The organism is Rhizohabitans arisaemae (assembly GCF_025996515.1).
Taxonomy (GTDB): Bacteria; Actinomycetota; Actinomycetes; order Streptosporangiales; family Streptosporangiaceae; genus Rhizohabitans; species Rhizohabitans arisaemae.
In genome coordinates, this window is the sequence record NZ_BLRH01000060.1 from 204824 (window position 1) to 219512 (window position 14689).

13 protein-coding genes are annotated in these 14689 nt (G+C 69.9%); 2 read left to right on the forward strand and 11 right to left on the reverse strand.

Features of this window, described 5'->3' with window-relative positions:
* Positions 1-121: 121 nt before the first annotated feature.
* Positions 122-1372, reverse strand: coding sequence for an adenosylhomocysteinase (locus RUR_RS29420; RefSeq protein WP_283139835.1), 1251 nt, complete (start codon positions 1370-1372; stop codon positions 122-124).
* Positions 1373-1446: 74 nt separating this feature from the next.
* Complete coding sequence (gene ahcY, locus RUR_RS29425; protein WP_283138478.1) at positions 1447-2877, reverse strand: adenosylhomocysteinase; 1431 nt, start codon at positions 2875-2877, stop codon at positions 1447-1449.
* A 107-nt stretch (positions 2878-2984) separates the two neighbouring features.
* Between ahcY and RUR_RS29430 the strand changes: the two genes are divergently transcribed.
* Both RUR_RS29430 and RUR_RS29435 read left to right on the forward strand, forming a co-directional pair.
* Positions 2985-3356: a MerR family transcriptional regulator gene (locus RUR_RS29430; protein ID WP_283138479.1), complete on the forward strand. Its 372-nt coding sequence runs from the start codon at positions 2985-2987 to the stop codon at positions 3354-3356.
* Between the two features lie 94 nt (positions 3357-3450).
* Positions 3451-4935, forward strand: coding sequence for a Fic family protein (locus tag RUR_RS29435; RefSeq protein WP_283138480.1), 1485 nt, complete (start codon positions 3451-3453; stop codon positions 4933-4935).
* A gap of 56 nt (positions 4936-4991) precedes the next feature.
* On the opposite strand, the gene RUR_RS29440 is transcribed toward RUR_RS29435, so the two are convergent.
* From RUR_RS29440 to RUR_RS29480, 9 genes are all read right to left on the reverse strand, one after another.
* A complete protein-coding gene (locus RUR_RS29440) occupies positions 4992-5921 on the reverse strand; it encodes a cation diffusion facilitator family transporter (RefSeq protein ID WP_283138481.1) in 930 nt (309 codons plus the stop codon).
* A gap of 35 nt (positions 5922-5956) precedes the next feature.
* A complete protein-coding gene (locus RUR_RS29445) occupies positions 5957-7084 on the reverse strand; it encodes a bifunctional phosphoglucose/phosphomannose isomerase (protein WP_283138482.1) in 1128 nt (375 codons plus the stop codon).
* The gene (locus RUR_RS29450) at positions 7081-7254 is read right to left on the reverse strand and encodes a Trm112 family protein (RefSeq protein ID WP_283138483.1); all 174 of its coding nucleotides are present in this window, start codon (positions 7252-7254) and stop codon (positions 7081-7083) included. Before RUR_RS29450 ends, RUR_RS29445 begins: the two co-directional genes overlap by 4 nt.
* A gap of 5 nt (positions 7255-7259) precedes the next feature.
* On the reverse strand, positions 7260-8618 hold the full coding sequence (locus tag RUR_RS29455) for a phosphomannomutase/phosphoglucomutase (RefSeq protein ID WP_283138484.1): 1359 nt from the start codon (positions 8616-8618) through the stop codon (positions 7260-7262).
* Between the two features lie 64 nt (positions 8619-8682).
* On the reverse strand, positions 8683-9057 hold the full coding sequence (locus tag RUR_RS29460) for a DUF3499 domain-containing protein (protein WP_283138485.1): 375 nt from the start codon (positions 9055-9057) through the stop codon (positions 8683-8685).
* Positions 9058-9178: 121 nt separating this feature from the next.
* Positions 9179-9565 (reverse strand): metallopeptidase family protein, encoded by a 387-nt coding sequence (locus RUR_RS29465; protein WP_283138486.1) that lies wholly within the window; start codon positions 9563-9565, stop codon positions 9179-9181.
* 89 nt (positions 9566-9654) lie between these two features.
* The gene (locus tag RUR_RS29470; protein WP_283138487.1) at positions 9655-11112 is read right to left on the reverse strand and encodes a DUF5719 family protein; all 1458 of its coding nucleotides are present in this window, start codon (positions 11110-11112) and stop codon (positions 9655-9657) included.
* Positions 11109-14192: a glycosyltransferase family 2 protein gene (locus RUR_RS29475; protein WP_283138488.1), complete on the reverse strand. Its 3084-nt coding sequence runs from the start codon at positions 14190-14192 to the stop codon at positions 11109-11111. Before RUR_RS29475 ends, RUR_RS29470 begins: the two co-directional genes overlap by 4 nt.
* Before the next feature lie 171 nt (positions 14193-14363).
* A complete protein-coding gene (locus RUR_RS29480; RefSeq protein ID WP_283139836.1) occupies positions 14364-14606 on the reverse strand; it encodes a WhiB family transcriptional regulator in 243 nt (80 codons plus the stop codon).
* Between the last annotated feature and the right edge of the window lie 83 nt (positions 14607-14689).

The window sequence follows — 14689 nt, forward strand, 5'->3', positions numbered from 1 at the left end:
CCGCCGAACCGGCTCCGGCGGCAGCCCCGGCCGAGGCGGCGGCAGCCCGTACGCCGCCTGCATTGACTTTGCGGGTGAGCGCCCTATCGAGCGCGGGCCGTGCACACGATCGCGTCTTCGCTCACCAGACCTGACGCCAGGAGTTCATGTACTCCCGCTGCTCCGGCGTCGAGGTGTCCACGGCGAGCCCCATCGAGTCCAGCTTGAGCCCGGCGACCTCCGCGTCGATCTCCTCCGGCACGTCGTACACGCCCGGCCGCAGCTCCTGACCCGCCAGCCAGGCCACGGAGAGGGCCTGCGCGGCGAAGGCCATGTCCATCACCGCGGCGGGGTGGCCCTCCGCCGCGATCAGGTTGACGACCCGGCCCTCCGCCAGGAGCAGCAGGCGGCGCCCGTCGGCGAGGACGTACTCGTCGGTGTGCGGACGGATACCCGGGTTCACCGCGACGGCCAGGTCGTGCAGGGCTCTGACGTCGATCTCCACGTCGAAGTGGCCCGCGTTGGCCAGGACGGCGCCGTCCTTCATGACCTCCAGGTGTTCGGCCCGGATGACGTCGCGGTTTCCCGTCACGGTGACGAAGACGTCGCCCTCGGCGGCGGCCTCGGCCATCGGCCGTACCCGATAGCCCTGCAAGGTCGCGTCGAGCGCCTTGACCGGGTCGATCTCCGTGACGATCACCTGGGCGCCGAAGCCTTTGGCCCGCTCGGCGACGCCGCGCCCGCAGTACCCGAACCCGGCCACGACGACGGTCTTCCCCGCGAGCAGGAGGTTGGTGGCCCGGGTGATCCCGTCCAGGGTCGACTGCCCCGTGCCGTAACGATTGTCGAACATGCGCTTGGTCAAGGTGTCGTTGACCGCCACCATCGGGAAGCGCAGCGCGTTCTCGGCCATCATCCGCCGAAGCCGGATGACCCCGGTGGTCGTCTCCTCACAGCCCCCGCGGACCCGGTCCAGCAGCTCCACCCGCTCGGTGTGCAGGATGTCGACGAGATCGCATCCGTCGTCCAGGACCAGGTCGGGCTCGATGTCCAGCACCCGATGAATGTGCGTGTGGTACCCGTCCCGGTCGATCCCGGAACGGGCGTACACGGCGAGGTCGTGCGACCCGACCAGCGCGGCGGCGACGTCGTCCTGGGTGGAGAGCGGGTTGGAGGCGGCGATCGCCACCTTCGCCCCCGCCGCGGCCAGGGTGACCAGGAGATTGGCCGTCTCCGGCGTGACATGGAGGCAGGCCGCGATCCGCACGTCCGCCAAGGGCCGCGTCACCGCGAAGCGCTCCCTGATCGAATGGAGCACCGGCATCGCCCGGGCCGCCCACTCGATCCGCCGCGACCCGGCCTCGGCCAGACCCGAGTCCGCGATGTCGTACACCCGTCCCCCCGTTTTGATCACACTGTGGAACGGCCTCCCGTCGCGCACCGCGCGACGGGAGGCCGCAAAGCCGGTCAGTAGCGGTAGTGGTCGGGCTTGTAGGGGCCCTCGACGTCGACGCCGATGTACTCCGCCTGCGCCTTGGTGAGCGTGGTGAGCTTGACGCCGAGCGCGTCCAGGTGGAGCCGGGCGACCCGCTCGTCCAGGTGCTTGGGCAGCACGTAGACGCCGAGGGGGTACTCCTCGGACTTGGTGAACAGCTCGATCTGGGCGATCACCTGGTTGGTGAACGAGTTGGACATCACGAACGAGGGGTGGCCGGTGGCGCAGCCCAGGTTCATCAGCCGGCCCTCGGCCAGCACGATGATGGAGTGCCCGTCCGGGAAGATCCACTCGTCGACCTGCGGCTTGATGGTGTTCTTGACGATCCCCGGGGTACGGGCGAGGCCGGCCATGTCGATCTCGTTGTCGAAGTGCCCGATGTTGGAGACGATCGCCTGGTGCTTCATCCGCGCCATGTGCTCGGCGGTGATGATGTCGAAGTTCCCGGTGGTCGTGACGAAGATGTCGGCGATGCCGACGACGTCCTCCAGCACGGTGACCTGGAAGCCGTCCATCGCGGCCTGCAGCGCGCAGATGGGGTCGATCTCGGTGACGATGACGCGGCCGCCCTGGCCGCGCAGCGCGTCGGCGCAGCCCTTGCCGACGTCCCCGTAGCCGCAGACGACCACGACCTTGCCGCCGATCAGCACGTCGGTGGCCCGGTTCAGGCCGTCGATGACCGAGTGGCGGCAGCCGTACTTGTTGTCGAACTTGGACTTGGTCACCGAGTCGTTGACGTTGATCGCCGGGAAGAGGAGGGTGCCGGCCTTGTGCATCTCGTAGAGACGGTGCACACCGGTGGTGGTCTCCTCGGTGACGCCCTTGATCGCCTCGGCCACCGCGGTCCAGCGGCCCGGCTTCGCCTCAATGGTACGGCGCAGCGTGTCGAGGATGATCCGCCACTCCTCGACGTCGTCCTCACCGGCGCTCGGCACGGCACCGGCCTTCTCGTACTCGGCACCCTTGTGCACGAGGAGGGTCGCGTCGCCGCCGTCGTCCAGAATCATGTTGGGGCCGGCACCGTCGGGCCACGCCAGGGCCTGCTCGGTGCACCACCAGTACTCCTCCAGGGTCTCGCCCTTCCAGGCGAAGACCGGAACTCCGGCCGGGGCCTCGACGGTCCCGTTCGGGCCGACCACGACGGCGGCCGAGGCATGGTCCTGCGTGGAGAAGATGTTGCAGCTCACCCAGCGGACGTCGGCGCCGAGCTCGACCAGGGTCTCGATCAGCACGGCCGTCTGGATCGTCATGTGGAGAGAGCCCATGATCCGGGCGCCGGCGAGCGGCTTGGTCTCGGCGTACTCACGGCGGACGGCCATCAGGCCCGGCATCTCGTGCTCCGCGAGCTTGATCTCCTTGCGGCCAAAGGCCGCTAGGGACAGGTCGGCGACCTTGAAGTCCATGTAGTTCTCCTTTGACACCCTGGGATTACTCCGTGAGTCTAGGTCGCCTACTCGGGGCGCGCACCTTGAGTGGTGCGAATCTAACAGAATTTTGTAAGATTACCTCTATGCGGATCACTGAAGCGGCGAAAAGACTGGGCATGTCCCCCCGCATGCTGCGCTATCGCGAATCACTCGGCCTCCTCCCGCCGACCCGGCAGAGCGGAAGCCACCGCCGATTCGGCCCCGCCGAACTCAGCGCCGTGACCCAGGCGGTCGAGCTGGAGCGTCGCTTCGACGTCTCCCCCGCCGAACTCGCCTTCGCCCTCCGCGCCCTGAGCGAGCCGGGCGTAGCGGCGGCCGTACGCGAACTCGGCCTCCGCATCGGCAGAATCGCCTCCCCTCAGCAGCGCGCCCTCGACTTCGAGAAGGAGAAGGCGCTGCGGCTCCTGGGACAACGCCCTCCCTCACCGGGCCACCCCACCACCCCCAGGTTATGACCGCGCATCCACCCCGCCCCGCCAAAGCTCGCGGAGCACCGCCGGAATCCGGCACACGGCGGCACGGTGCCCTGCCACCCCATAACCTGAAGACATGGTGAAGGATCTCTCGTGGTGCGAGGTCGACCCCATGCCGCCGGTCAACGGCGACGTCGGTTCGATCCTTGCCTCCGTCGACGCACTCCGGGGAGCTTGGGAGGACTGGCTCAAGGGCACCTCCCAGGAGGAGTTTCTGGCGGCCCGGCAACGCAGCCTGCGGCGCCACGCGATCGAGACCGGGATCATCGAGCGACTCTACGACGTCGACTGGGGAGTGACGGTCGCCCTCGTCGCCGAGGGTCTCACCCTGGACGCCGCGTCCCGGGATGGGGGCATCAGCGACAACACCCTGGAAATCATCCGCTCGCAATACAACGCCCTGGAGTTTCTTGCCGCCGAGGCGCGCGGCAAACGAGACCTATCCCTCCACTTCATCCGGCAGCTGCACGAGGCGATCACCAGCCACCAGGCCACCTATGAAGCCCGCGACCAATTCGGACGGGCCTTCCACGCCAAACTCAACCACGGCGCCTGGAAGCAGCAGGCCAATCATGTCGACCGGGCCGACGGAAGTCGTCTCGAATACACCCCTCCCGAGCATGTTCAGTCCCAGATGGAGTCTCTTCTGGAGTTCCATGGGGAGACCGAGGACGCGCACCCCGTGGTCAGGGCCGCATGGATCCATCATCGATTCATCCGGATCCATCCGTTTGAAGATGGGAACGGGCGGGTGGCCCGAGCGCTCACTCTGCTCGTACTCCTCCGTGCCGGCTACGCACCGCTTGTCGTGGACAGGTCACAGCGTGCGTCCTACATCGAGGCCCTGGACGCCGCCAACGACGGTGACCTGGGCCCACTGATCCGGCTGTTCGCCCGGCTGGAGATCGTGGCCCTCCGCTCCGAACTGGAGCAACCCGTGCTCACCACACCTGCGATCACCGGAGCCGTGGGTGTCGCCAAGGCTTACGCCGCACGACTCAATGACTTGCGCCGACGCCAGGACGCGGACCGGATAAGAACCCTGGTCTCCCTCGCTGACAGCGTGCATGAGCGGGTGATCGACTACCTCGGTGGCCTAGGCGAAGGGATACGGACGGCCTTTGCCGCCGTGGACCCGACGGCCAGGGCCACCACCGACCATGCCTCACCCCCGAGTGACCGGGCCGGATACTGGCGTAATCAACTCATCTACACCGCAAACAGGGTGGACTTCTACACCAACCTCACCAGCGGTAGCTGGTGGGTACGGTTGAACATCCGGGTCCTAGATCACACGCTGCGGTACCTGGCGGCCGTACAGAAGTCCGGACACGGCGAGACCGGGGTCCTGGTGCTCACGACCTACGCCGAGGTCCTCATTCGGCCGGTAGCCGATGAGGAGGAACCAACGTCGCCGACGCGCTGCTTTGAGCCGACGCCGCACGACAGTGTGACGTTGGTCTTCAGCGACCGGGTGGACGAGCGTTGGCCGGAAATCGTCGAGGTGATCGACCGGACTCTCGCCGCCTCCGTCGACCGATTCGGGCGGCAGCTTGGCTGAGCCGAATACGGCGGCCCGGACCACACGGACCGCCGGGCGATCTCGGTGCACGCGGGTTATCGAGATTCGGCCGGTGAGGATTGGTAGATGTCGGGTTCGAGGTAGATGACGCGGGCCATGGGCTCGGCCTCGCGGATGCGGCGTTCGGCGGCGTCGATGCCCGCGGCGATGGCGGCGGCCGTGTCGTCGTGCCTGACCGCGATCTTGGCGGCGACGAGGAGTTCCTCGGGGCCGAGGTGCAGGGTGCGCAGGTGGATGAGGCGGGAGACCTCCGGGCTGCCCTCCAGGGCCGCGACGATGCGCTGCTCGGACTCCGGTGAGGCTCCTTCGCCGATCAGCAGGGACTTGGTCTCCAGGGCGAGGACCACGGCGATCACCGCGAGGAGCACACCGATCATCAAGGTCCCGACGCCGTCCCAGACGCCGTCGCCGGTGATCACGGCCATCGAGACGCCGAAGAGGGCGAAGATCAGTCCGAGCAGGGCGCCGAGGTCCTCCAGGAGGACGACGGGGAGCTCGGGGGCCTTGGACCTGCGGATGAAGGAGATCCAGGACTGGTTCCCCCGGACCAGGTTGGACTCGCGGATCGCGGTGCGGAAGGAGAAGATCTCCGCGATGATCGCGAAGATGAGGACGCCGAAGGCCCACTGGGGGGACTCCACCGGGTGCGGGTCGCTGATCTTGTGCCAGCCCTCGTAGAGGGAGAAGATCGCACCGATGGTGAAGAGGACCACCGCGACGACGAACGCGTAGAAGTAGCGCTCCCGGCCGTACCCGAAGGGGTGCTGCGGCGTCCGGTCCCTGGCCGCCCGCCGCCCGCCGACCAGCAGCAGCGCCTGGTTACCGGCGTCCGCGACCGAGTGGACGGCCTCGGCGAGCATCGAAGAGGACCCCGTGAAAACATAGGCCACGAACTTCGCCACCGCGATGGCCCCGTTGGCCAGCAACGCGGCGACGATCGCCTTGGTACCACCGCTGGCGCTCATATCTCACCGTCCACCTTCACATCGTCCACACGGTTCTACCGCGTGATCCTCGACTTGATCTCCTCGATCGCCTCGACCGGGGTCGGATCGATACCGTAGCCGATTCCTAGATAGACACTGGCGAAGTCTCCCAGACAGACCAGGCTCGCGAGACGCTCCAGCGGGTGGGTGCCTTCGGCCACGATCTCGTGCACCGGCACACCGCGATCGCGGGCCAGCTCCGTCAACGCCTCCCGCCGCTTGACCACCTGGGGGTGCTCGTCGGTGTCGCGCAGGAGCACGAGGCTGAGCCGTACCGACTCCTGCGGACCGAAGTCCCGGCCGACCAGCGGTCCGTCGAAGGCGACGATCTGATTGTGCTGCGCCTCCGGGATCTCCCCCCAGATGGCCGGGTACTTGGCGTTCTCGTTGAGCTGGCAGGAGAACCGGTAGGCCGCCGCGGCGGCGAGCGGCGATGTCCCCCAGACCATCGGGATGGACCCGGCGATCCGGGCGGCCAAGGTCTTACCGGGGTTGATGAAGCCGTCGCTGCCCGGCCGGCACCGGTGGGCGATCGCCTCCAGCTGTTTCGCGGTCGTCTCGTAGACGTCCTCGTCCACCTGCGCCAGACCCAGCCGCCGGGCCGCGGCGATCAGGGGGACGGTGAGCCCCCAGAACGTCGCCCTCGGCTGTCCCGCAGCCGCGGTCACCGGCACGAACAGGCCCCGCGCCTGGGCGGCGATCTGAGCCAGCGGCGAGCCGGCCCGGCCCACCGCCATGAGGCGGGACCCCCGCCGTACCGCCTCCCGTGCCGTGATCAGGGTCTCCTCGGTCCGCCCCGAGCACGAGACGGCCATCACCAGGTCGGCGGCGCCCACCCAGCCGGGCAGGCGGTAGGAGCGCACCGGGACGATCGGGATCGGGCACCCGGTGCCGCAGACCGCGGCGAGCACGTCACCGGAGATGGCCGAGCCGCCCATCCCGGCGACGACGATGGACCGGGGACGGCCCATCTCGGCGAGGGACCCGACCCCCGCCTCCATCGCGTTCCGATACGACTCCCTGACCTGTGCCGCCGAGGAGGCGACCGCGCGCAGCATGCCCGACGGGTCACCGGCGGACCGGCTCGCGTCGTCGTCGAATCGGGCCGTGTCGAAGCGGGAGGTCTCTTCGAAACCGATCACGGACGGCGGGCCTCGTCGACCAGGAGCACCGGGATGTCGTCACGCACCGGATAGATCAGCCCACAGGTCGGCGAGGTGCAGACCAGCTCGTCGCTCTTCTCCTCCGCGCGCAGCGGTGACTTGCACTCGGGGCAGGCGAGGATGTCCAGCAGCCACGAATCTATTTTCACAGTCGTCAACTCCTTACGATGGCGAGGACTTCGTCGCGGATCTCCGCCATCTTGCGGGTGTCGGCGGCCTCCGCGTTGAGACGAAGCAGGGGCTCGGTGTTGGAGGGCCGCAGGTTGAACCACCAGCCCGGTCCGAAAACGGTAAGCCCGTCCAGTTCGTCGAAGGTCGTCCCGGGTCGATCGGCGTAGGATCCGCGGACCGCGTCGAGGGCGGCGGAGGCGTCGGCGACCCGGCTGTTGATCTCACCGGAGGCCGCGTAGCGCGTGTACCGGGCGAGCAGCTCCGACAGCGGCCGATCCTGCTCGCCGAGCGCGGCGAGCACGTGCAACGCGGCGAGCATGCCCGAGTCCGCGTACCAGAAGTCGCGGAAGTAGTAGTGCGCCGAGTGCTCCCCGCCGAACACCGCCCCGTGCCCGGCCATCTCCGCCTTGATGAACGAGTGGCCGACCCGGGTGCGCGCCGGGATCCCGCCGTGCTCTTTGACGATCTCCGGTACCGCGGCCGAGGTGATCAGATTGTGGATGATCGTCGATCCGGGGTGGCGGGCGAGTTCCCGTACGGCGACGAGCGCGGTGACCGTCGACGGGGAGACCGACTCACCCCGCTCGTCGACCACCCAGCATCGGTCGGCGTCCCCGTCGAAGGCGATGCCGAGGTCGGCCCCGTGCTCGACCACCGCCTCGCGCAGATCCAGGATGTTCGCCGGCTCCAGCGGGTTCGCCTCGTGGTTGGGGAACGTGCCGTCGAGCTCGAAGTAGAGGGGGACGAGGTCGATCGGCAATCCGGCGAAGACCGCGGGGACGGTGTGGCCGCCCATGCCGTTGCCCGCGTCGACCACGACCTTGAGCGGCCGGATGCCGGTCAGCTCGACGAGCGTCTTCAGGTGGGCGGCGTAACCGGCGAGCACGTCCCGGACGGTCACCGTACCGAGGACGGCGGCCGCGGGCCCGGCCCCGGAGGCGAGGATCTCGGCCGTCCGGTCGCGGATCTCGGTGAGACCGGTGTCCCGGCCGATCGGCACGGCGCCGCCCCGGCACAGCTTCATGCCGTTGTATTCGGCGGGGTTGTGGCTGGCCGTGAGCATCACCCCGGGCAGGCCCAGCGTGCCGCTCGCGTAGTAGAGCATGTCGGTCGAGCCGAGCCCGGCGTGCACCACGTCGGCCCCGCGGGCGGTCACGCCCCGGGCGAAGGCCGCGGCGAGCGGCGCGGACGAGGCGCGCATGTCGTGGGCGATCACCACCGCCGAGGCGCCCGTCACGTCGGTGAAGGCCGCGCCCACCGCTTCCGCGATCTCCTCGTCGAGCTCGGTCGGCACGACGCCTCGAATGTCATAAGCCTTGAAGATCTTGGCGAGGTCGCCCACTCCGCTCCGCCCTCATGATGTCGTCCGTCCTCGGTGACGATGAGCCTACCCGGACCGGCTTGGCTCAGCGCTCACGGCGAGGAGGCTTGGGGGCCGAGCGCAGGACGCGCAGGTGGCCTCTACGGCCCACTTCGACCCCTTGGCCGACGGGCTCGGAACCGGGTGACTGGGCGGGCCTGGCCGCCTCCCGGACGGCGTTGGCGAGGGCTTCCAGATCGTCGCTGCTGGGCTGCCCGGCTTCCGAGGGCAGCCGGACGACCTCCCAGCCACGGGGAGCGGTGAGCCGCTCGGCGTGCTCCGCGCACAGGTCATAGCAATGTGGCTCGACGTACGTCGCCAGGGGGCCAAGGACTGCGGTCGAATCGGCGTACACGTACGTGAGCGTGAAGACTGCTTGCTGCCTGCAGGCGGTACGGGAACAGCTGCGGACGGGGCTCACGGAGGGACCGTATACGGTCCTGGACTGAGTTTCCACCACCCGGCCCACTTATATCGAGCGTGTCGCCACATTCCGGACCCGACTACTCCCGTGATCTACTAGAGCTTTACCGACAGAAGGGTTAATGCCGCTCATCCCAACCGGGGTCGATCGTCTCCGGACTGAGACCGAGAAGGTTGGCGACCTCCTCCACCACGACATCGTGGACGAGTGCGCCGAGCTGGTCGCGATCGCCCGCCCGTGCCTCGATCGGACGGCGGTACACCACGATGATGTTCGGGTCGGAGTCGACGGCGGGCTGGAGCCGGCTCAGCGGGACGGCCGACCGCTCCGGGATGTCGGTGAGCTCCGCGACCGGGGGCACCTCCTCCACCGCGAACTCCACGGCCGCCAGCTGACTCCCCCAGCGGGGCTTGAGCCGGTCCACCGCGTCCAGGACGAGATCGTCGAAGCGCTGGCCCCGGGTCCTGCTGATCGGCACATGGGAGGGACCGAGGGGACCCCGCATCCCCCGGCCGTGGCGATCACGTCTTCTCGGACGTTTCGACGCGCTCATCCCGGGCAGCCCACGCTCCTCGTACACCGGTCCACGACCGCTCAGCGCCCGATCTGCGCAGGCGGAATCGCAGCGATCATCGTATCCACCACTTGAGGGACAAGTGCCCACGTGCGGGCCATGGCAAGCGGCTGAATCGTGATGAGCTGTCCCTCGGGGGTCCGCTCCTCAAGCACGCGACCGCCGTACACCGGGCCCGAGTCCCGCACCGGGTTCACCACGATGGCGTACGCCCCCTCGCTGCCCCGCGGCGCCGGGATGTCGACCTGTACGGTCCGATGGACCGGCACCTCGACCTCCTTGGCCGGGAGCGGGGCACCCCGGGCCGGGATCACCTGGACCGACACCTTGGCGTTGGTGAGCGGGGCCGAGAGGACGAGCCGCGACGGCCCCCGGTTGCCCAGCGTCACGCTGCCCAGGTCGATCGAGGGGGAGGCGGCGCTGAAGGCGACGTCCTGCTTGGCGCCGGTCCCCGTGCTCATCATCCCCGCCACGATCGGCACGTCGGCGCTGAGCTGGAGCGCGCCCGCCTGTCCGGCGAGGGCGGTGGTGAGGTCGGTCACGACCGTGGAGCCGGCGGGCACGTCGATCCGCTCATGGCCCTTGGGGGTGTACATGGAGTCCGAGGTGACGACCTTGATCCGCACGACCGTGTCCTTGTCCCCGGGCGCGGTGACGTAGAGCCGCCGCAGGCCGCCCCCCTTGGGCACCGCGGGCACGATCACGGTCGTGTTCGGCTCCACCGCCGGGGGGATCCAGTCGACGCCCTTGTCGCCGGGGTAGGCGACGCGTGCCGCGGCGGCGATCCGCCCGCTGGTGGTGCTCACCTGGACCGCCGCGGCGTCCGCGCTCGGGGCGAGGTCGCGCAGTCGGACGATCCGGCTCTTGCCCGGCTCGACGGTCATTCCCTGGGTGCTCTCGGTGAGGACCGGTCCCTCCCCCGAGTAGACCGCGAATCCGACCATCGCGGGCACCGTGTCGGCGTTGGTCAGATGGAGCGTCACATCGGCCGCGGAGGGGCCCGGGCCGACGAACCAGGTGCTCGTACCCGGCTCGATGCACCGCAGGCCCGCCAGACCCCGTTCCACGCCCGTGACGACCCGGCTGAGCTGGCCGACCTCAAGGCCCGAGGCCATCACCCCGGTGGCGCTGACGGTGAGTGCGGGCACGAGCCCCTTGAGGTCCTTGACCCACATCCGCCCCGGACTCTCGACCACGGCGAGCGGGGTCTTCTGCCCGATCCCGCGGATCTCTGCGCGCCCGTTCCCCGTGCCGGCGCCGGCGGGGGTGAGCACCGCCGTCCTGCCCTGAAACAGATCAGGACACACCGTCCGCACCGACTCCACGGCGACTTTGGTCAGGACCGGCGGAGGCGTCCATTCCGGCACCTCCGGCTGGGAGATCCGCGCCGCGCCGTACAGCGCGATCATGGCGACCACGACCAGCCCGAACAGCCCGAAACGGTTGCCGACCAGACCGGTCTTGCGCTGCCTGCTCATCCGACCAGCTCCAAGGCCTGCCGCTCCTTCTCGTCCTGTTCGAGCGCCGCGTCCGAGCTACGCCCGCCGGGAAGCGCGAGCACCAGCACGACGAACGCGAGGAGCCCCTGCCCCCACAGCCAGACGCCGCGCCAGAAATCATCCCTGACGATCTCCAGCTTGCCCCCGGTGGACGGCACCTCGAACCCCTGCGCCCAGGTGTCGACCGTCTTCCCCGGGAGCGGCCTGCCGTCGAGCGTCGCCCGCCAGGCGTCGTCCGCGGGTTCGGCGAGGACCACCGTCCGCGTGCCCTCCCCGGGCTCGACCGTGACCGGCCCGTGCGGGGGCAGGGTGGCGAGGCGGCGGCCGTCCCCGTCGACCAGGCTGAGCCGGGAGGCGGTCTCGGTGAGCTGCCAGAGCCCTGTCGTCTCGGTGATGCTCTTGCGGGTCAGCGTGGGCTGGGAGTCCAGCGTCCGCTTCAGCGACTGCGCGGTCCCGGGGCCGGAGACCACGACGTACTGGACGCCGAACGAGGCCAGGACCCGCACGTCCTCGCCGCCCCGCCCCGACACCAGCCCCCCGACGGCGGCGCTGATCCGCTGCCGGGCCGCGGCGGGCACCGGGATCTCCGTCTCGCCGATGATCGGATCCCGGCCGCGCAGCACCGTGTAGAACAGGGTGCCCTCGTCGCCGGCCCGCAGCACCAGCGTCCGCTCGCCCGCGGTGGACTTGGCCGCCACGATCGCGGGCACGACCTCGGCGTTGTCCCGGTTCAACGGGCCGGAGACCCCGATCGTGACCCAGGTTCCGGCCGCGAGCAGCGGGGCCGCGCAGGCGATCACCGCGACCGCGGTGGCGATGATCTTGCGGATCCCCCCTTCCGCCCGCAGCTCGGAGATCCGGTGCGCGGTGACCGCGGCGGCGACGAGCACCCCCAGGGCGGCGAACCCGAGCGCCACGCCCGGCCAGGCCGTCGCCTCGGGCCCTCCGGCGAGCGGCGTCACCGGCTGCCGGCTGGTGAGCAGCGCCACCAGCACCCCGAAGACCGCCAGGCCCCAGCCGCTCGCGCTGACCAGCCGCTGGCTCCGCATGAGCAGGGCCATCAGCGCGACGGCGATCAGACCGGCGGTCGTCCAGGTGGGCGGCATGCCGGGCCCGCCCGGGCTCAGCAGCAGCAGCGCCTCGGCCGAGAGCCGGGGGTCGACGAGCTCCTCGCTGTGCAGCCCGGCTTCGAGCAGGAACTGGAGGGGTTCTGCGAACAGCCGGAGGATCCAGGGGAGCAGCAGCACGACGGGGGTGGTCACCGCGATCAGCAGCGAGGTGGCGACCCCCTTGCGCAGTCCGCCGAACGCGAGGAGCGCGAGGAATCCCAGCACCGCGGCGAGGAGCCAGACCAGCGGCGCGAAGGCGGTGCCCACGGCGAGAAGGAGGCCAAGGCCCCAGGCCGCCCGGCGCGAGCCGGTGAGGAGGAGCTGCGCCAGCAGGGCGTAGACGGGGAGGAGGACCAGCACCACGGCGGTCCCGAGCCGTCCGGCCGCGACGGCGCCGGTGGCCACGGGCAGCAGCGCGTACGACGCGGCGAGCCAGATCTGGGCCGGCAGATACGGGATCATCCGCTTGGTGGCGAGGTAGGCGGTGAGCCCGGCCAGCGGTACGCAGCCGAGGAGCAGGACGCTGACCACGAGCCAGGTCTTGCCGAGGAACAGCGTGCTCAGCAGCGCGAGCACCCCGACGTACGGCGGGGCGACCTCGGCGGAGCCGATGCTGACCTCGTGGAAGGTGGAGGTGTAGAGGTTCCACAGGTCGGAGGCACCGCCGATGACGGGCACCAGGGCGCCGCCGCCGAGCGTGCCCCCGAAGATCAGGGATCTCTCCGCGACCAACGTGACCGTCAGCAGGCCCAGGCAGAGCAGGACGCCGGGGCTGGTGAAGATCCGCCGCAGTACCCCGGAGTCGGCGAGGAAGGCCGCCCCGTCGTCCTCGTCGGGCGAGGCCACGACCGCGTGGTGGCGGCCCGCCGAATCCACCGGGCCGGAGCCGGCGAAGAAGCCGCGGACCATGTCCCCGAGCCGCCGGAAGGCCTCCCCCGGTGGCGGCAGGAACGGCTTGATCGCGGTGTAGCCGTGGGCGCGGACCTTCGATCGCCGGCTCCTGGCCCGGAGCAGCCGCCACGGCTTGAACACGAGGGAGCCGACGGCGAGCGCCTCGTCGAGCGCGTTCGCCGGCTGCTTGGCGAACAGGTACACCAGCGTGCGCAGCAGCGAGCCGAAGACGTTGCGCAGCAGCGCCCAGATGAGGTTGCGGAGCGGCAGGTTGGCCGCGAGGACGTACATGGCGTTGCGGCGGTCGAGCCGCCGGGGGTGGTCGGCGGTGAAGGTGATCCGCCGCCGGCGGCGCGCGGAGGCCTCGGCGTGCCAGGCGACCGCGTCGGTGACGACGAGCACCTTGTGCCCGGCGGCCTGGGCCCGCCAGCACAGGTCCAGGTCGTCGCGGAAGAGCGGAAGATCGGGGTCGAGCCCGCCCAGCTCCTCCCAGACCTCGCGCCGGATGAGCATGCCGGCGGTGGAGACGGAGAGCACCTCGCGGACGCCGTCGTGCTGCCCCTGGTCGAACTCACGCCACTCCAGGCCGGTCTCCCGCCGGCCCGCCTTGTCGATCGTGACGCCGACCTCGATCAGTACCCGGCGGTCCATCCAGTCGCAGAGCTTGGGGCCGAGCACGCTCGCCCGCGGATCCAGCTCGGCCGCGCGGAGCAGGAACTCCAGCGCGCCCTCGTCCGGGGTGCAGTCGTCGTGGAGCAGCCAGATCCACTCACCGGAGGGATGGGGCCTGGCCAGCGGATGTTCGAGTGCCTGGCGCACCCCTTCGCCGAAGCCCGTGGAACGGGGCAGGCTGAGGACCGCGTGCGGGACCACCTGACCGGCGAATCCCTCGGTGTAGATCTCCAGGCTGCGGTCGCGACTGCCGTTGTCCACGGCGATGACGCGGTCGACGGGCCGCGTCTGGCGCAGCAACCCATCCAGAGTCTCCGGCAGCCATCGGGCGCCGTCGTGTGAGACCACGACCGCGGTGACGACGTGACGTGTTGAATACGCAGACACGAGGTTCCGGGGGATGGTGAGTTTCCCGTGGCGGTGTGGGCCGGACCACGGTCGCGCCTGGAGGGCGCGCCCGACAACGATACGGCACCGGGGACCCGGCTAGGCGTGGAGTGTTCATTATGTGATGAGTCCGGCCGCCTGCGTACGCGGCGGCCGGACCTCATCCATATATCAACTCGCCTGGCGCTTGATCCTGCGGCGCTCCCGCTCGGACAGCCCACCCCAGATTCCGAATCGCTCGTCGTGTTCGAGCGCGTATTCAAGGCACTCCGCTCGCACTTCACACGAACGGCACACCTTTTTCGCCTCTCGGGTGGAGCCGCCCTTCTCCGGGAAGAACGCCTCCGGGTCGGTTTGCGCGCACAGGGCACGCTCCTGCCAACCTAGATCCTCAGCACCGGGCGTCTGTCCCATGACCTGGTCGGTCACAGCCCACCTCCTGCCGCCCGTTATGGAGCCCCCTTCACGCCTCCCTCGTACCCACCCTCGGGAGGCCA

Excerpts from the sequence above, each read along its gene's own strand:
- ahcY (WP_283138478.1), bottom strand. The coding sequence starts at position 2,877 with ATGGACTTCAAGGTCGCCGACCTGTCCCTAGCGGCCTTTGGCCGCAAG.
- RUR_RS29430 (WP_283138479.1), top strand. The coding sequence starts at position 2,985 with ATGCGGATCACTGAAGCGGCGAAAAGACTGGGCATGTCCCCCCGCATG.
- RUR_RS29435 (WP_283138480.1), top strand. The coding sequence starts at position 3,451 with ATGGTGAAGGATCTCTCGTGGTGCGAGGTCGACCCCATGCCGCCGGTC.
- RUR_RS29440 (WP_283138481.1), bottom strand. The coding sequence starts at position 5,921 with ATGAGCGCCAGCGGTGGTACCAAGGCGATCGTCGCCGCGTTGCTGGCC.
- RUR_RS29465 (WP_283138486.1), bottom strand. The coding sequence starts at position 9,565 with ATGCGGGGTCCCCTCGGTCCCTCCCATGTGCCGATCAGCAGGACCCGG.
- RUR_RS29470 (WP_283138487.1), bottom strand. The coding sequence starts at position 11,112 with ATGAGCAGGCAGCGCAAGACCGGTCTGGTCGGCAACCGTTTCGGGCTG.
- RUR_RS29480 (WP_283139836.1), bottom strand. The coding sequence starts at position 14,606 with ATGGGACAGACGCCCGGTGCTGAGGATCTAGGTTGGCAGGAGCGTGCC.